Source organism: Gordonia sp. NPDC003429 (assembly GCF_053588575.1).
Window position 1 is genome coordinate 163,478 of record NZ_JBSFQF010000007.1, and the last position, 17,182, is coordinate 180,659.

16 protein-coding genes are annotated in these 17,182 nt (G+C 67.5%); 7 read left to right on the forward strand and 9 right to left on the reverse strand.

Annotated elements, in window-relative coordinates:
* Window positions 1–83 precede the first annotated feature (83 nt).
* The gene (locus tag ACWDSI_RS11070) at window positions 84–1,043 is read right to left on the reverse strand and encodes an alpha/beta hydrolase (RefSeq protein ID WP_449747720.1); all 960 of its coding nucleotides are present in this window, start codon (window positions 1,041–1,043) and stop codon (window positions 84–86) included.
* A 336-nt stretch (window positions 1,044–1,379) separates the two neighbouring features.
* On the opposite strand from ACWDSI_RS11070, the gene ACWDSI_RS11075 reads away from it, so the two are divergent.
* The 6 genes from ACWDSI_RS11075 to ACWDSI_RS11100 all read left to right on the forward strand — a co-directional run bounded on the left by ACWDSI_RS11075 (window position 1,380) and on the right by ACWDSI_RS11100 (window position 10,057).
* On the forward strand, window positions 1,380–3,044 hold the full coding sequence (locus ACWDSI_RS11075) for an FAD-binding dehydrogenase (protein ID WP_449747721.1): 1,665 nt from the start codon (window positions 1,380–1,382) through the stop codon (window positions 3,042–3,044).
* 69 nt (window positions 3,045–3,113) lie between these two features.
* Window positions 3,114–4,160 (forward strand): Dyp-type peroxidase, encoded by a 1,047-nt coding sequence (locus tag ACWDSI_RS11080; protein ID WP_449747722.1) that lies wholly within the window; start codon window positions 3,114–3,116, stop codon window positions 4,158–4,160.
* Window positions 4,161–4,200: 40 nt separating this feature from the next.
* Window positions 4,201–5,001, forward strand: coding sequence for a family 1 encapsulin nanocompartment shell protein (locus tag ACWDSI_RS11085; RefSeq protein WP_449747723.1), 801 nt, complete (start codon window positions 4,201–4,203; stop codon window positions 4,999–5,001).
* A gap of 15 nt (window positions 5,002–5,016) precedes the next feature.
* Entirely contained in the window at window positions 5,017–6,300 is a 1,284-nt protein-coding gene (locus tag ACWDSI_RS11090) for an acetyl-CoA hydrolase/transferase family protein (protein WP_449747724.1), read from the forward strand.
* Window positions 6,301–6,377: 77 nt separating this feature from the next.
* The gene (locus tag ACWDSI_RS11095) at window positions 6,378–8,111 is read left to right on the forward strand and encodes an ABC transporter ATP-binding protein (RefSeq protein ID WP_449747725.1); all 1,734 of its coding nucleotides are present in this window, start codon (window positions 6,378–6,380) and stop codon (window positions 8,109–8,111) included.
* The gene (locus ACWDSI_RS11100; protein ID WP_449747726.1) at window positions 8,108–10,057 is read left to right on the forward strand and encodes an ABC transporter ATP-binding protein; all 1,950 of its coding nucleotides are present in this window, start codon (window positions 8,108–8,110) and stop codon (window positions 10,055–10,057) included. The genes ACWDSI_RS11095 and ACWDSI_RS11100 overlap by 4 nt, the downstream gene beginning before the upstream one ends.
* 103 nt (window positions 10,058–10,160) lie before the next feature.
* On the opposite strand, the gene ACWDSI_RS11105 is transcribed toward ACWDSI_RS11100, so the two are convergent.
* The 8 genes from ACWDSI_RS11105 to rnhA form a co-directional block, all read right to left on the reverse strand.
* Entirely contained in the window at window positions 10,161–11,111 is a 951-nt protein-coding gene (locus tag ACWDSI_RS11105) for a hypothetical protein (RefSeq protein WP_449747727.1), read from the reverse strand.
* Between the two features lie 125 nt (window positions 11,112–11,236).
* Window positions 11,237–11,908 carry a hypothetical protein gene (locus ACWDSI_RS11110; RefSeq protein ID WP_449747828.1) on the reverse strand — a complete coding sequence of 224 codons (672 nt, stop codon included), beginning with the start codon at window positions 11,906–11,908 and terminating at the stop codon, window positions 11,237–11,239.
* Between the two features lie 122 nt (window positions 11,909–12,030).
* On the reverse strand, window positions 12,031–12,822 hold the full coding sequence (locus ACWDSI_RS11115; protein ID WP_449747829.1) for an SDR family oxidoreductase: 792 nt from the start codon (window positions 12,820–12,822) through the stop codon (window positions 12,031–12,033).
* Window positions 12,823–12,888: 66 nt separating this feature from the next.
* Window positions 12,889–13,872: an aldo/keto reductase gene (locus ACWDSI_RS11120; RefSeq protein ID WP_449747728.1), complete on the reverse strand. Its 984-nt coding sequence runs from the start codon at window positions 13,870–13,872 to the stop codon at window positions 12,889–12,891.
* Window positions 13,869–14,336, reverse strand: a complete 468-nt coding sequence (locus ACWDSI_RS11125) for a MerR family transcriptional regulator (RefSeq protein WP_449747729.1) — start codon at window positions 14,334–14,336, stop codon at window positions 13,869–13,871. The genes ACWDSI_RS11120 and ACWDSI_RS11125 overlap by 4 nt, the downstream gene beginning before the upstream one ends.
* A gap of 30 nt (window positions 14,337–14,366) precedes the next feature.
* Complete coding sequence (locus ACWDSI_RS11130; protein ID WP_449756568.1) at window positions 14,367–14,867, reverse strand: gluconokinase; 501 nt, start codon at window positions 14,865–14,867, stop codon at window positions 14,367–14,369.
* A 2-nt stretch (window positions 14,868–14,869) separates the two neighbouring features.
* Complete coding sequence (locus ACWDSI_RS11135; RefSeq protein WP_449756569.1) at window positions 14,870–15,823, reverse strand: D-isomer specific 2-hydroxyacid dehydrogenase family protein; 954 nt, start codon at window positions 15,821–15,823, stop codon at window positions 14,870–14,872.
* Window positions 15,820–16,326, reverse strand: a complete 507-nt coding sequence (rnhA, locus tag ACWDSI_RS11140; protein ID WP_449747830.1) for a ribonuclease HI — start codon at window positions 16,324–16,326, stop codon at window positions 15,820–15,822. Before rnhA ends, ACWDSI_RS11135 begins: the two co-directional genes overlap by 4 nt.
* A 78-nt stretch (window positions 16,327–16,404) precedes the next feature.
* Here rnhA and ACWDSI_RS11145 point away from each other — a divergent pair, with 78 nt between their 5' ends.
* On the forward strand, window positions 16,405–17,178 hold the full coding sequence (locus ACWDSI_RS11145; RefSeq protein ID WP_449747732.1) for a methyltransferase domain-containing protein: 774 nt from the start codon (window positions 16,405–16,407) through the stop codon (window positions 17,176–17,178).
* The last annotated feature ends 4 nt before the right edge of the window (window positions 17,179–17,182 follow it).

Sequence of the window (17,182 nt, forward strand, 5' to 3'; positions counted from 1 at the left end):
GGCACGACAAACGCGAGGGCCGGTGATCGATCCGATCACCGGCCCTCGCGTTATCGACTGCGCTCAGCAGTCCCCGTTGCCTCTCAGAAGAAGGCGGGGCGGAACGTGGTGTTCCACGACTGCTTGAAGTCGTTCTGCCAGTAGTCCCACCAGTGCACACCGTCGCCGGTGATGTGGGTGGTGAGCTTGACGCCCGGCACGACGGCGACGCGCGGGATGTAGAGCTGGCTGCTCACCGACGCTGCGACCTCCAGCGGCACCATCTGCGAGAACTTCACCGGGTCGAAGTTGGCGCTGCTCGGGTTGACCGAACTGTCGTACCGGCTGCCGAGTCCACTACCGGCAGAGACGTAGACCCAGTGGTTGGCGAGGTTGTTGGCACTCAGGAACGGATCGTTCTGGAACCACTGACCTCCCGGGTAGAAGCCCCACATGTTGTTGGGATCGCCGCCCATGACCCCCACCGAGGCTTGGATGCCCTGGGTGAATCCCGGGGCGGTGACGGTCGGGTAGCCGCTGTAGGAGGCGACGGCCCGATAGAAGCCGGGGTGCCGCGAGGCCAGGTTCAGCGCCGACGTCCCCGACATCGACAGGCCGGCGATTCCGTTGCGGACATTGTCAGAGTTGTGGCGGGCCTTCATGTAGGCCGGGAGCTCACGGGTCAGGAAGGTCTCCCATTTGACGACGCCGAGCTTCGGGTCGGAACGCTCCCAGTCGCTGTAGAAGCTGCCGCCACCACCGAACGGGATGACGAGGTTGGTGCCCTTGCCGAGCATGAAGCTGTCGGCGCCGGTGTTGTTCTGCAGCCAACCGCTGGTGTTGTTCGGCGCCCGGAGTCCGTCGAGCAGATACAGGGTGGGCTTGGGACCGCTGCCCCCGCCGTCGACAATCCGCACCGCGATACTGCGGTGCATCGCGGCCGAGTAGACCATCTCGGTCTGCCCGGCGGCATGGGCTTCGGGAGCGACGGCCATGGTCACACCGGCGATGGCGGCGACGGCGGCCACTCCGGCAACGAGGCGCTTTCGCGCACGGGTCAACATGTGTGATGAATCCTTACGATCTCGACCCGAGCGGGCCGTGTCCATACGGGCAACGACGGTGGGGAGCGTGGACATCTGCCGGAGTGCTCCCCGACGCACGCGAGTGTAACGGGTCGATAACACACCGGCAAAAGCAGACGAGGACGCCGAGATCGTGCACAGGCATGCCCAAGATGCTTCCCTACACGCCTCACCTGGGTCGATACCGGTACTGCGTCACTTGTGTCACAGGACCACCCCAGCCGGTTCTCATGAAAACCACATCCCGGCCCCGACCCCTTTTCGGCCCGGGTGCGGCGCGCTAGGGTCGGATTCCAGAGCAACAGGGGGTCGCACGTGACGACAACATCGCAGGCCGACGCCATCGTCGTGGGTTCGGGACTGGCCGGACTGGTGGCCACCTACGAATTGACCAGAGCGGGACGCACAGTGGTCGTCGTCGACCAGGAGAATCGCAACAACCTCGGTGGTCAGGCGTTCTGGTCGCTGGGTGGGCTCTTCCTGGTGGACACCCCCGAGCAGCGTCGTCTGGGCATCCACGACTCCGCCGAACTCGCCCTGCAGGACTGGATGGGGTCGGCCGGTTTCGACCGCGAGGACGAGGATTACTGGCCCCGACAATGGGCCCGCGCGTACGTCGACTTCGCCGCGTCGGAGAAACGGCAGTACCTCAATGACCTCGGGCTGCGGGTCACCCCGGTGGTGGGCTGGGCCGAACGCGGCGGCGGTTTCGCCGACGGCCACGGCAATTCGGTGCCGCGCTTCCACATCACCTGGGGCACCGGGCCCGAGGTGGTCCGCGTGTTCGCCGACCCCGTACTCGAGGCCGAGAAGCGCGGTCTGGTCGAGTTCCGCTTCCGTCACCGGGTCGACGAACTCATTGTCGAGGACGGCGCGGCGGTGGGTGTGCGCGGCGCCGTGCTCGCGCCCACCGACCTCGACCGTGGCCGTGCGTCGAGCCGCGACGTGGTCGGCGACTTCGACCTCCGCGCGGGCGCGGTGATCGTGACCACCGGCGGCATCGGCCACAATCACGAACTGATCCGCAAGAACTGGCCGGTCGACCGCCTCGGCGAAGCACCCCGGCACATGATCTCGGGGGTCCCCGCCTACGTCGACGGGCGGATGCTCGGCATCGCCGAGACGGCAGGGGCCAGCCTGGTCAACCGGGACCGGATGTGGAACTACACCGAGGGCATCCACAACTGGGATCCCATCTGGCCCGACCACGCGATCCGCATCATCCCCGGACCGTCATCGTTGTGGCTCGACGCCAACGGCAACCGCCTCGCGCCGCCCAACTTCCCCGGCTTCGACACCAACTCGACGATGCGGGAGATCCTCAAGACCGGCCACGACTACTCGTGGTTCATCCTCACCGAGTCGATCATCGAGAAGGAATTCGCCCTGTCGGGGTCCGAGCAGAACCCCGACCTCACCGGCAAGGACCTCAGGTTCGCCGCCAAGAGCCGCCTGGCCAAGGGGGCGCCGGGGCCGGTCCAGGCCTTCAAGGATCACGGGTCGGATTTCGTGGTCGCCGACAATCTCGCCGACCTCGTCGCGGGCATGAACGAGATCACCCGTGGCCCCAAACTCGACCTCCAGCACGTCGAACGGGTCATCTCGGCCCGCGACGCCGAGGTGGACAACAAGTACTCCAAGGACGCGCAGCTCGCGGCGATCACCAACGCGCGGCAGTATCTCGGCGACAAGCTGGTCCGCGTCGCCAAACCGCACAAGCTGCTCGATCCCAAGCACGGTCCGCTGATCGGGGTGCGCCTGAACATCTTGACGCGCAAGACCCTCGGCGGGCTCGAGACCAACCTCGACTCGGCGGTGATGCGACCGGACGGCTCGGTGTTCGACGGCCTGTTCGCCGCCGGGGAGGTCGCCGGTTTCGGCGGTGGCGGGGTGCACGGGTACAACGCGCTCGAAGGCACCTTCCTCGGCGGCTGCATCTTCTCGGGCCGGGCCGCCGGACGGGCCGTCGCCCGGGGGTGACGATCCCGCCCGTGACATGCGACATCCGACCCATGCCGCCGACAACCCGGTTCGACTAGTGTGGTCCGGGTGCCGGTACCGCAGACGATCCTGACACGGAAGACCAAACACGCCCTGTTCCTCGTCCTGCTGATCAACGAGGGTGGTGAGGAGAAGGTCCGCGACATGTTCGCCGACCTCGGGTCGCGGACCAACTCGGTGTCCTCGCGCGCACCGGAACAGGCGCTGGCCGGCATCGTCTCCATCGGTTCGGATGCCTGGGACCGACTGTTCAGCGGCCCGCGCCCCAAAGCCCTGCGCCCCTTCGTCGAGTACGCCGGTGACGTGCACGTGGCACCCGCCACGCCCGCCGACCTGCTGTTGCACCTCAAGGCCGACGCGATGGACCTCTGCTACGAACTCGGCCGGCTGCTGATGACCGAACTCGGCGACGCGGTCACCGTGGTCGACGAGGTGCACGGTTTCCGCTATTTCGACCTGCGCGACCTGATCGGTTTCGTCGACGGCACCGAGAACCCGGTCGGGCAGGCCGCCATCGACGCGATCACCGTCGGCGACGAAGACCCCGCCTTCGCCGGCGGCAGCTACGTCGCCATCCAGCGCTACGTCACCGACTTCGGCTCGTGGAACTCGATCTCCGTGGAAGATCAGGAGGCCGCGATCGGCCGCACCAAACTCGACAACATCGAGATGTCCGACGACGTGAAACCGACGAACTCGCACATCGCCCTCAACGTGGTCGAGGACGCGAACGGCGAGCAGATCGACATCGTGCGCGACAACATGCCCTACGGCGACGTGTCCGGCGCCGGAGAGGCGGGCACCTTCTACATCGCCTACTCCGCCGCCCCGGACGTGACCGAGGAGATGCTGCGCAAGATGTTCATCGGCGACCCGCCCGGCAACTACGACCGCCTCCTCGATTTCACCACCGCGGTGAGCGGCTCCCAGTTCTTCGCCCCCACCGTCGACTTCTTCGACGACCTGCCCGACCCACCCGCGGCCGACGCCGCCCCCGACGAGGACGACTCCCCGACGCCCGCACCCACCGTCGCCGCACCCACGCAGCCGGCCCGACCCGGCGACGGTTCGCTGGGTATCGGCTCGCTGCGTTGACACCCACCCGACCCATCCCCGCCGAATCAGGAGCCCGATCATGAACAACCTGCATCGCGAACTCGCCCCCATCTCCGCATCAGCGTGGGACGCCATCGAGGAGGAGGCGACCCGCTCCTTCAAGCGCAACATCGCCGGTCGACGCCTCGTCGACGTCAAGGGCCCCCTCGGGCTCGAGACGTCGTCGGTGACCCGCGGGCATCGCGCCAAGATCGACTCCCCGGCAGACGGCATCATCGCCTTCCAGCGCACGGTGGCACCGCTGGTCGAGCTGAAGGTGCCCTTCACGGTCACCCGCGACGCCATCGACGACGTCGACCGCGGAGCCGAGGACTCCGACTGGGATCCCGTGGTGGAGGGCGCCCGACAGCTCGCACTCGCCGAGGACCGCGCCATCTTCGAGGGCTACACCGCTGCCGGTATCAGCGGTATCCGCTCGGAGATCACCGCCTCCCCGATCACGCTGCCCGAGGACGTGCGTGACTACCCCGAAGCGTTCAGCCTGGCGCTGTCGACGCTGAAACTCGCCTCCATCGACGGGCCGTATTCGATCGCGCTGTCGGCCGACGTCTACAACCTGGTCAACGAGACCTCCAACCACGGCTACCCGATCCGGCAGCACATCCAGCGGCTCATCGACGGCGAAATCGTCTGGGCCCCAGCAATTTCGGGCGCGTTTGTGTTGTCCACCCGTGGCGGCGACTTCGAACTCACCATCGGCCAGGACGTCTCGATCGGCTACGACTCGCACGACGCCGACGTGGTGAACCTGTACTTCCAGGAGTCGTTCACCTACCTCACCTACACCGGTGAGGCCGCCGTCGCCCTCACCGCCGGCTGAGCGGGTCACGCCGATATGAGCAGTAAACACTCGGTGGTCATGCCGGTGGCTCCCGAGCGGGTGCTCGAGCACATCCCGCCGGGCACCAACATCATCGCCCCGCTCTACGCCGCCGAGCCGTCGTCACTACTCGACGCCGTCGAGGCCGGTAACGAGCAACTCACCGGGGTGCACGTGCACCGGATGAGCGCGATCGAGGAACGCGCCTACATCCGCGGGGAGTTCGGCGACCGGCTACGTCACGTCGACTACTTCCTGTCCCCGGCCACCCGCAAGGCCTTCTGGAACGGCACCTGCGACCTGGTGCCGAGCCACTTCTCGGAGACCCCCGATCTGCTGCGTGCGCTGCGGGGACCCAAACTCGTCATCACCGGCGCCAGCATGCCCGACGAGCACGGCTACTTCTCGCTGGGCACCAACGCCGAATACTGCGCCGCACTGATCGGGGAGATGCCGTTCTTCCTCGAGGCCAACCATCAGATGCCGCACACCTACGGCGAGAACCACATCCACATCAGCCAGATCGTCGGATGGACCGAGGTGGACCGTCCGCTCTTCGAAACACAGTCCGCGAGCGACGATCCCCGCGATCACCGCATCGCCGAGTACATCGTCGACCGCATCCCCGACGGCGCCTGCATGCAGTTCGGCATCGGCAACGTGCCCGACAAGATCGCCGAACTGCTCTCGGGCCATCGCGACCTCGGCATCCACACCGAGGTGATCACCGACGGGGTGATGCGGCTGGTGCAGTCCGGCGCGGTCACCGGCGCCCGCAAGAAACACCACCGCGCCAAGCACGTCGCCACCTTCTGCCTCGGCTCCCGCGAACTCTACGACTGGATCGACCGCAACCCGGGCGTCTCATTGCTGCCCGTCGACCAGACCAACGACCCGCGCCTCATCGGCGACGAACGTCATGTGGTGTCCATCAACGCCACCACCGAGGTGGATCTGATGGGGCAGGCGGCCAGCGAGACCATCGGCGGACGATACTGGTCGGGGTCGGGCGGGCAGGTCGATTTCGCCCGCGGCGCACAGTATTCCGAAGGCGGCCAAGGGTTTCTGGTGACGCGGGCCACCACCTCGAAGGGCAAGAGCCGGATCAGCGCGCAGCTGAGCCCGGGCAGCGTGGTGACCACCCACAAGAACACCATCGACAACGTGGTCACCGAGTACGGGGTGGCCAGCCTGCGTGGCCGGTCGCTGCGTGAACGTGCCGCCGCCCTCATCTCCATCGCGGCCCCCGAGCACCGCGACGACCTCACCCGCGCGGCACGCGAATCCGGTCTGCTCTGACCGCGCGCACTACGGTGCCGGGTTAACCGATCGCCCCTGTCGGCGCAGCTTGATAGCGTCGGACGGGTGACGAGTTCATGCTGACGCGCCTGATCCGGACATACCTCTCGAGGTACCCGGGCCACATGACCGCCGTCGTGGTTCTGCAGGTGATCGCGACGGCAGCGATGCTGTATCTGCCGACGCTCAACGCCGACATCATCGACAACGGCGTCGCCCGCGGCGACACCGACTACATCCTGCGGATCGGCGCCGTGATGCTCGGTGTGACCATCGCGCAGGTGATCTGCACGATCATCGCCCAATACTTCGGGGCCCGCGCCGCACTGGCCACCGGACGCGACATCCGCCACGACCTGCTCCATCGCGTCAACACGTACTCGGCCCGCGAGATGGGAACATTCGGCGCGCCGAGCCTGATCACCCGCACCACCAACGACGTGCAGCAGGTGCAGCTACTGATCGTGATGAGTACCGCCATCCTCGTGATGGCCCCCATCATGTGCATCGGCGGCATCGTGATGGGCGTCCACGTCGGCGGCCGCTTGGCGTGGGTGCTGGTGGTGGCGGTGCCGGTGCTGGCAGTCACGATGACGATGCTGATCCGACGGATGATCCCCGGTTTCCGGGCGATGCAGGAACGCATCGACTCGGTCAACCGGGTGCTGCGCGAACAGATCACCGGCATCCGCGTGGTGCGCGCGTTCGTCCGCGAACGCTTCGAGATCCGGCGTTTCTCCGTCGCCAACGATTCGCTGGCCGACGCGACGCTGCGGGTGGGCCGGCTGCAGGCGCTGATGTTCCCGGCGGTCATGCTGATCACCAACGTCACCATCGTGGCGATCATCTGGTTCGGCGGCTATCAGGTCTCGGCGGGCAACGTCGAGATCGGCGCGCTGTCGGCGATGATCACCTACGTCATGCAGATCATGATGTCGGTGATGATGGCCTCGTTCCTGGCGATGATGGCCCCGCGCGCGTCGGTGTGCGCCGAACGCATCTGCGAGGTCCTCGACACCGAGACGTCGGTGCGTGCCCCCGCCGCGCCGGTGCCCTTCGCCGCCGACCCGTCGACGGTCGAGTTCGTCGACGCCGAGTTCCGCTACCCGGGCGCCGACGATCCGGTGCTGTGCCACATCAACTTTCGCGTGGCCCCCGGAACCACCACGGCGATCGTCGGATCCACCGGATCGGGAAAGACCACCCTGATCGGACTGGTCCCCCGCCTGATCGACGTCACCGCGGGCGCCGTCCTCGTCGGTGGCACCGACGTCCGCGAACTCGACCCCGACGCGCTGCGCGCCCGGATCGGCCTGGTGCCGCAGCGCCCGTACCTGTTCTCCGGCACCGTCGCCGGCAATCTGCGCCAGGGTAAGGCCGACGCCACCGACGACGAGATCTGGGAGGCGCTGCGCATCGCACAGGCCGCCGACTTCGTCGCCGCCATGCCCGACGGACTCGACACCCCGGTCGCCCAGGGCGGCACCACCGTGTCGGGCGGTCAGCGGCAGCGACTCGCGATCGCGAGAGCACTGATCCGCAAGCCATCGGTGTACGTGTTCGACGACGCATTCTCCGCGCTCGACGTCACCACCGACGCGCGGCTGCGCGCCGCGCTGCGCCCGGCCACCGCCGACGCCGCGGTCATCATCGTCGCCCAGCGCATCTCCACCATCGTCGACGCCGATCAGATCGTCGTCCTCAACCGCGGGCAGATCGCCGGCATCGGCCGCCACGAGGAACTCCTCGCCACCAGCGAGACGTATCGGGAGATCGCCGAATCGCAGTTGTCGATCGGGGAACCGGCATGACGCGCGGCGGTCCGGCCGGTCCGGGACCGGGCCGTGGGCCGATGGCGGCAGGCCCGGTGGTGCAGAAGGCCCGCTCGTTCGGCCCCTCGATCAAGCGACTGATCCGGCTGCTGTTCTCCTACCGCGTGTTCATGACGGTCGTCATCACGACGATCGTCGGTTCGGTCATCCTCACCGCGATCGCACCGCGCGTCCTCGGCGACGCCACCAACCTGATCTTCGACGGCGTCGTCGGAAAGATGCTGCCGGCCGGCATCACCAAGGCGCAGGCCGTCGCCGGGCTGCGCGAACGCGGCCAGGACACGTTCGCCGACATGGTGGGTTCGATGAATCTGACACCCGGGGTGGGTGTCGATTTCGCGGCGGTCGGACGGGTACTGACCATCGTTCTGGTGCTCTACGCCGGTTCTGCGGTGCTGTCATGGCTCGGTGCGTACCTGCTGAACAAGGTGGTGGTCGGCACCATCCGCGGCCTGCGCGCCGACGTCGAGGACAAGATCCACCGGCTGCCGCTGCGCTACTACGACACCACCGCACGCGGAGACCTGCTCAGCCGCGTCACCAACGACCTCGACAACCTGTCACAAAGCCTGCAGCAGACCATCTCGCAGTTCCTCAACTCGCTGCTGATGGTGATCGCGATCCTGGTGATGATGATCTGGATCTCGCCGCTGCTCGCGCTCATCGCGGTGATCACCATCCCGCTGGCCGCCGGTGCCACCGCACTCATCGCGAAACGATCCAAGCCGCACTTCATGTCGCAGTGGTCGTCGACCGGCAAGCTCAACGCACAGGTCGAGGAGGCGTTCACCGGCCACGAACTCGTCACCGCCTTCGGTCGCCAGCGCGCGGTGGAGGACGAGTTCGACGAACGCAACGAGAAGCTGTACCAGTCGAGTTGGCGGGCGCAGTTCATCTCCGGGATCGTGATGCCGACCATCATGTTCCTGGGCAACCTGAACTATGTGGCCGTGGCCGTCGTCGGCGGGCTGCGGGTGGCGTCGGGTGCGCTCAGTCTCGGCGAGGTGCAGGCGTTCATCCAGTACTCCCGACAGTTCACCCAGCCGCTCACCCAGATCGGTTCGATGGTCAATCTGCTGCAGAGCGGGGTGGCGTCGGCGGAGCGCATCTTCGACATCCTCGACGCGCCGGAACAGACCCCCGACCCCGTCCATCCAGAGACACCCGCACACGACAGCGGGTTCATCGAGTTCGACGACGTCTCGTTCCGTTACGTCGAGGACAAGCCGCTCATCGAGGACTTGTCGCTGATCGCCCGCCCCGGACACATGGTGGCCATCGTCGGTCCGACGGGTGCGGGCAAGACCACCCTGGTGAACCTCATCATGCGGTTCTACGACGTCGATTCCGGACGGATCATGGTCGACGGCGTGGAGTCGCGCCGGATGACGCGCGACGACCTGCGCGAACGCACCGGCATGGTGCTGCAGGATTCGTGGCTGTTCGGCGGCACGATCTACGAGAACATCGCCTACGGCGACCCCACCGCATCGCGCGAGGAGGTGATGGAGGCAGCACGACTGAGTCACGTCGACCACTTCGCCCGCACCCTCACCGACGGCTACGACACGCTGCTCGACGAGGAGGGCGGCGGCGTGAGTGCCGGTGAGCGGCAGCTCATCACCATCGCGCGTGCCTTCCTCGCCCGGCCCACCATCCTGATCCTCGACGAGGCCACGAGTTCGGTGGACACCCGCACCGAACTGCTGATCCAGAAGGCGATGTCGAATCTGCGTGCCGACCGCACGAGTTTCGTCATCGCCCACCGGCTCTCGACCATCCGCGACGCCGACACCATCGTGGTGATGGAGGACGGGCACATCGTCGAGCAGGGCACGCACGACGAGCTGCTCGCCGCCGAGGGTGCCTACTGCCGTCTCTACCGCAGCCAGTTCGCCGGGCCGGTGGACGCCGAGGTGAGCTGACCGGCGAACCACCGGACACGACAAACGCTGTGGCCGTCGAAGAACGCGCAGCTTGCACGCCCAGCGTTCTTCGACAAACCGAGCGTTTATCCGTCGGATGTATTCACCCTGCCGCCATGAGGTCGAACCGGTCCAACCATTCCCGAAGCATGGCCGCCACGCGCCCGGCTTCGAGGTCTTTCCAGGTGAACCGCACGACCATGACGTCCATTCGGCGCAGCGCATCCTCTCGTTCCTTCTCCCGCTTGACCACGTCGGCACGGGACTCACCGGGCCGGAGCAGCTTGCCGTACTTGATCTCACCGTCGAACTCAGCAACCAGCCTGCCGTCCCAGTCGTAGTCGGTGCGGGCGACGAACCGGTCGTTCTCGTCGAAGAAGGTGTGCTGTAGCCGGGGAACCGGCAGGCCCGCCTCGATCATCTGTGCCCGCCCCCATGACTCGCCGGGATTCTCTGCCCTCCCGTCCGCATAGCCGAACGCCAGCCGGGCACACTCGACCCCCCGTCTCCGCTGCTCGAGCAGCCGGGCGATCTCGCCGGGATCGGCACCCAGCCGCAGCGCCGAATCGAAGACCGCCAGTGCCCCGGCGAACTTCATGGCGGTCGTGCAAGCGACGTCCACCGCGGTCCGCTCCAGGCTTGTCACCTGGATGCCGCGTACCTGGGTGCGTTCGCCGGCTGGGACGACGCCCACGCGAACGTGACGATGGCGATCCTTGTGCCCTCCCGAGCGGCGTCCGATGATGATCTGGGCTCGCCCGAGTTCGGGCTTGAGCATCTCGATGCCCAGCAATGTCGCCGCCGATTGATGGCTCACCACCACGTCGTCACCGGCCGACAGGTAGGTCGCGATCGCCAGCAGACGATGGTTGTCGGCGGGTGTGCGGTCCATCGCTCGCACGAAGATGCCGCGCACCACCTTCCGCAACTCGCCGCGGGCGACCGCCGCGGACAGCTCGTAGTCGGTGAAGCCGCCGGCGTGTGCCAGGCCGCGATGGATCAGTCCGTGGCGGTCCGTCGGATACCGGGGATCGGTGGTGGAGGTGAGTGTCATACCGGCTTCGACGCATCTGCGGTGCGCTCGGTGCCATCGGCCTCACTCGCTCGGCTTGTCGAAGAACGCGCAGCTTGCACCCTCAGCGTTCTTCGGTAGCCATAGCGTCGAGACGGGGAACGGGGTCAGGCCTCGCGGCCGCGTTCGAGTTCCCCGGCGATGCGCTGCTCGAGTTGGGCGGCCGCGGGAGCCGGCACGTCGATGAGCCCGTCGAGTTCCTGACGTGCCTTGCGGTAGGCGGCCTGCCGTTCGGCGGGTGTGGCGGCGTTGTCGGCAGCCACCCCGATCAGCTTGCGGGCCCGATCCAACGACTCCCGTTCGATCGGCGAGAAATCGGACTGCTTACGACGACGCGCTTCGCGCTCGGCGGCATCGAACGCCGCGGCGTAATCGCCGACGGCCTCCCGGTAGCGCTCGAACTCGGTGGGGTCGAGGGGCGCATCCGCCGACTCCGGCCGCAGGTCGTCGGCGCGCACCTTGGCGCGATGGAACGCCAGCGTCATCGGTTCGCGCATGTCGATCATCATCGGGAATTCGATGAGCGTGGCCAGATCCAGCTCGTAGCGGAACCACCGTTCGTCCACGGCCGCCTGGCGATCCATCACCCGCGAGACCGCGGCCTTGTCGGCCTGGGTGAGGCGAAGCTGCTCGGTGCGGGCGTTGGCCTTGACCCGGGCCAGTTCGATCTTGTCGCGCCGACGCCTCTCGTTGTAGGCGGAGATCGACTTCGCCCAGCCGCCGCCGACACCGCCGAAGACGAACACCAGCCACCAGTAGTTGCCGATGAAGTCCATCATTCCGCCCACCACACAACTCTACCGATCGGCGAGAACGGTTAACCTGCGAAGATGTCCGATTCGCAGGCACCCGGTCATCGTCTTCGACTACGACGAGACGGTGCGTGAAGCCCTCGCTGACGTCAGAGGTCGGGGATGGGCAACTCCAGGTTCGGCGCGATGATGCCGCCGTCCACTTCGAGGATCTTGCCGGTCATGTACGCGCCGGCGGGTGAGGTGAGGTAGAGCGCGGCGGCCGCCACGTCCTGCGGGTCGCCGAGGCGGTGCAGCGGTGTGGCCTTCTCCACCGCGGTGCGCATCGTGTCGTCGCCGGCGACGATGTCGAGCGCGGAGGTGTGGATCGCGCCCGGTGCGATCGCGTTCACGCGGATTCGCGGGTTGAGGTCCATGGCGGTCAGTCGGGTGTAGTGCGCGAGCGCGGCCTTCGCGGTGCCGTAGGCCACGAACGCGCGGCCGGGCAGTCGTCCCATGGCCGAGGTGATGTTGAGCACCGACCCTCCGCCCGCGGTGGCCAGCATGTGCGGGACCGACGCGGTGAGCAGGGCGTGGGCGTTGACCACGTTGAAGACGAAGGCGTCGGCGAGGTGCTCGGGTTTGGTGTCGAGCACCGGGCGGGGCAGCGCACCACCCACGTTGTTCACCACCGCGTCCAGGCGCCCGAACGCCTCGACCGCCACACCGGCCAGTGCTGCGGCCTTCTCGGGGTCGGACAGATCGGCCGCCACCACCCGGGCGCGTCTGCCCCGGTCGGCCACCTCGGCGGCCACCTGCTCGAGTTCGGGTTCGCTGCGTGCGCAGATCACCACGTCGGCACCGGCCTCGGCGAACGCGATGGCGATGGCCGCCCCGAGGCCGCGGCCCGCTCCGGTGACGACGGCGACGGTGTCGTCGAGCCGAAATCTGTCCAGGATCACACCGGTCAGGGTGCCACCGATCACGGCTCGACGAGAACGTGTTCCATTATTCGGTTGCGGGGTGGTTCAGCGGTTGACCCAACTCATGTCCGGGTAGCGGTCCCCGGAGGGTTCCAGGGCCGACAGTCGGGCGAGTTGGGCCCCCGTCAGTTCCACCCCCGATGACCCGACGTTCTCGTCGAGGTAGCGGCGTCGCTTGGTGCCGGGGATCGGCACCACGTCGTCGCCCTGGGCGAGCAACCAGGCGAGCGCCACCTGCCCGGCGGTGGCGCCGACCTCGGCGGCCACCGACCGCACCTCGTCGACGAGCTCCAGATTCGCGGCCAGGTTGTCGCCCTGCCAGCGCGGCAGCGTGGTCCGGAAATCGCCGGCGGCCGGTGTGATCGCGGCACCGGTGAGCATGCCGCGGCCCAGCGGGCTGTAGGGGACCACGGTGGCCCCGACCTCTCGCGCCGCCGGGAGTACGTCGGTTTCGATGTCGCGGCTGAAGATCGACCACTCCGATTGCAGGGCCGCGATCGGATGCACCGAAGCAGCGCGCCGCAGATTCTCCGCCGACGCCTCCGACAATCCGATCGCCCGCACCTTCCCGGCCGCGACGAGTTGCGCCATCGCCCCGACGGTCTCCTCGACGGGGACGTCCGGGTCGATCCGGTGCAGGTAGTACAGGTCGATGACGTCGATGCCCAGCCGCCGCAGCGACGCGTCCACGGCCGTGTGGACATAACTCGGCGACCCGTCCACCTTGCCGGTGGGATACCCGGTGTCGGGGTCGACCAGTATGCCGAACTTGGTGGCGAGCACAACCTCGTCGCGGCGGTCGGCAAGCACCGTCGACAACAGCCGTTCGTTGTCGCCGCGCCCGTACATGTCTGCGGTGTCGAGAAGATTCACCCCGATGTCGAGGGCGTGGTGCAGCGTTGCGATCGACTCGGTGTCGTCGGCGGTGCCGTAGGCGAAACTCATTCCCATGCAACCCAAGCCGAGTGCGGAGACCTCCAGGTCTCCGACCCTGCGCCGGGCGCCTGAGACGGCGGGACGATTACTCACGGTTGGGCCCTTCCTCCGTAGGTGGCGATCTTGTACTCGGTGGCGGCCAGCGAGAGCCGCAGTTCGGCGATCTGACGGCGGATGATGTCGCGGTGTTCGAGCAGCATCTCGAGCCGTTCGGGTACGGTGCCGTCGCCGTCGTCGACGAGCTGCACGTAGTGCTGGAGATCGCGGATCGCCATGCCCGACAACCTCATCCGGGAGATGAACACCAGCCGGCGCATGGCATCGGCGTCGTAGACGCGGTTACCGCCGGCGTCACGGTCGACGGTGACCAGCCCCGCCCGCTCGTAGTAGCGCAGAGTGTGCGGCGACACGTCGAGGATGTCGGCGGCCTCGGCGACGCCCAACGGTTCGGTGATGTCGGGCATGGCCACCAACTCGTGGATCACCTCCACCGACATCGGCCCGTCGATCTCGTCGAGGGCGGCCAACGCCTTGCGCATGAGGCGATCTGTGCTCATGACATCCGACGCTAGGCCTTCGAGCGCGCTCTAACGCAAGAGGTGATCGACGACCTCGGCGACGACGTCGTCCATCGGCCTCTCGGCGCGCACCGTGATTCCCGGTTCGTCGCGGCCCAGCGGCTGGTAGGTGGCGAACTGGGAATCGGCGAGCGACGCGGGCATGAAATGTCCGGGCCGGTGTTTCAGCCGTGCGGTCACGTCGTCGTGGCCGATGTCGAGCATCACGAACCGGGTGGTCGGCGCGGCCCGGCGCAGCCGGTCGCGGTAGGTCCGCCGCAACGCCGAGCACGCCATCACCCCGCCCTCCGGGTGATCGGCGAGCCACGTGCCGACCGCGGTGAGCCAGGGTCGGCGGTCGACATCGGTGAGCGGGATGCCCGCACGCATCTTCTCGATGTTCGACGGCGGATGCAGATCGTCGGCGTCGGCGAACGGCACGGCCAGCACCGCAGCGAGTGCGGCGCCCACGGTGCTCTTGCCGCACCCCGACACCCCGGCGACCACGATCGGCCCGACGCTCGACGTCACACTCAGTAGTCGCGTCCGGCCGACACCACTGACGCCATCTCCTCGCCCGCGATGAAGCGACGCATGTTCTCGGCCACCCAGGGCGCCAGTTCGCGCGTCAGCCCTGAGGTGGGGTTGGCGATGTGCGGGGTGATGATCACGTTGGGCAACGTCCACAGCGGGTCGTCGGGTGACGGCGGTTCGGGATCGGTGACATCCAGTGCGGCACCGGCGATCTCACCGCCGCGCAGCGCCCAGTAGAGGGCTTCCTGATCGACGAGCGGCCCCCGTGCGACGTTCACCACCCACGCGTGCGACGGCAACTGCGCCAACGATTCCGCATTGATCAGGTGATGGGTCTCGGGTGTGGCGGGAGCGGTGAGGATCACGTGGTCGGTGGCCGACCACACCTCGTCGGTCCGCGACGACGGGAGGGTACGGTCGGCGCCGGCCACCTCCCGGCCGGAATGGTTGACGGCGAGAACCTTTGTGCCGCAAGCCTTGAGCCGAGGGACGAGAGAGCGTCCGATGCCGCCCGCGCCGATGATCGCGACCGTCGAGCCGTGCAACGACCGCACCGCGGTGTCGATGGGTTCCTTGGCCCAATGACGCAGCACCGAGGTGTTGATCTGACGCAGACCCGCCAGCAGCAGGGTCAGTGCGTGTTCGGCCACGTTCTCCGCGTAGAAGCCCGACGCGTTGGTCCACACACGTTTGTCGTCGAGCACGTCCGCGTCGACGAACTCTTCGATGCCGGCCGTTTTCAGTGCCACCCACGCCACCTCGTCGGGTAGGTCCGGAAAGCCGTCGGCGCCCCCGATCCATACCAGCACGCGGGCCTGATCCAGCGGCACCACCCGGCCCCCGGCACCCTCGATCGCGGCGAGCAGATGCTCATCGCGGTCGGGTTCGAGCGCAACCGGCAACGGGTCGTTGCGCTCAGCGCCCGAACCGGAATCGGTTGCGCCGCCGGTCATGTGTCGCGACCTGCGATGCGTTTGGCCGCGTCGGTGGCCAGGGTGTCGGCGATCTCGTTGTAGTGGTCGCCGGCGTGGCCCTTCACCCACCGCCACGTCACCCGATGCGGCTTCTCCTCCTCGATGAGGCGTCGCCACAGATCGGCGTTCTTGACCGGCTTCTTGTCGGCGGTCTTCCACCCGTTGCGCTGCCAGCCCGCCACCCACTTGGTGATGCCGTTGCGCACGTAGCTGGAGTCGGTGAAGAGGATCACGGTGGAGGGTTTGGTCAACGCGGCGAGACCCTCGATCGCGGCGGTCAATTCCATCTTGTTGTTCGTGGTCTCCGGATCGGACCCGGAGATCTGCTTCTCGTGGCCGCGGTAGCGCAGCACCGCTCCCCACCCGCCGGGGCCGGGGTTTCCCAGGCAGGCGCCGTCGGTGGAGATCTCGACGATATCCGCGGGAGTGGATTGCGCGGCGACGACCGTTTCGTCGGGGATGTCGGCGTGGCCGACGAGCATCTCTGGCACCTCTCGAGGCTACTGCAGCGTTGCGGGATGAAGCTGCGCATCGGCGTCGGGTGCACATAGAGTTGGGTCATGGCCGCCTGGGATCCAGCCCGCTACCTCAAGTTTGCCGACGCCCGCGCCCGCCCCTTCCTGGACCTCGTCGCCCAGGTACCGATCACCCCGTCGACTGTCGTCGACCTGGGATGCGGTCCGGGACAACACACCCGTCACCTGCGCGAACGATGGCCGGACGCCCACGTCTTGGGGGTGGATTCGTCGGCGGAGATGATCGAGTCCGCGATCCGGATCAACAGCGATTCGCACGCCAACTACGACGTCGCCGATCTCACCGAGTGGACGCCCGCGGAGCCCGTCGACCTGTTCCTGTCGAACGCGGTGTTCCAGTGGGTGCCCGAGCAGATGTCGGTGATCGGCCGGCTGATCGAGCACCTCACCGACGAGGGTGCGTTCGCGATCCAGGTGCCCAACCAGTCCGGCGCGGCCACCCACCAAGCCCTCACCGATCTGGCCGCCGCCGATCCGTACGCGGAGTACCTGCACTCGGTGCGCAGGCTCCCGGCCTGCCCGCCCGAGCAGTACCTGACGTTCTTCGCCGAGCACGGTTTCGTCGTCAACGCCTGGGAGAGCACCTACCTGCACGTGCTGGCCGACAAGGGCGAGGATCCGGTGTTCGACTGGATCTCGGGCACCGGTGCACGCCCTTATCTGCTGGCGCTGCCCGACGAGATGCGCGAGGGATTCACCACCGAACTCCGGGAACGGCTGCGCGCGGCATATCCGGCGCAGCCGTGGGGCACGGTGCTGCCGTACCGGCGCACGTTCGCCGTCGCCACCCGCAACTGACAGC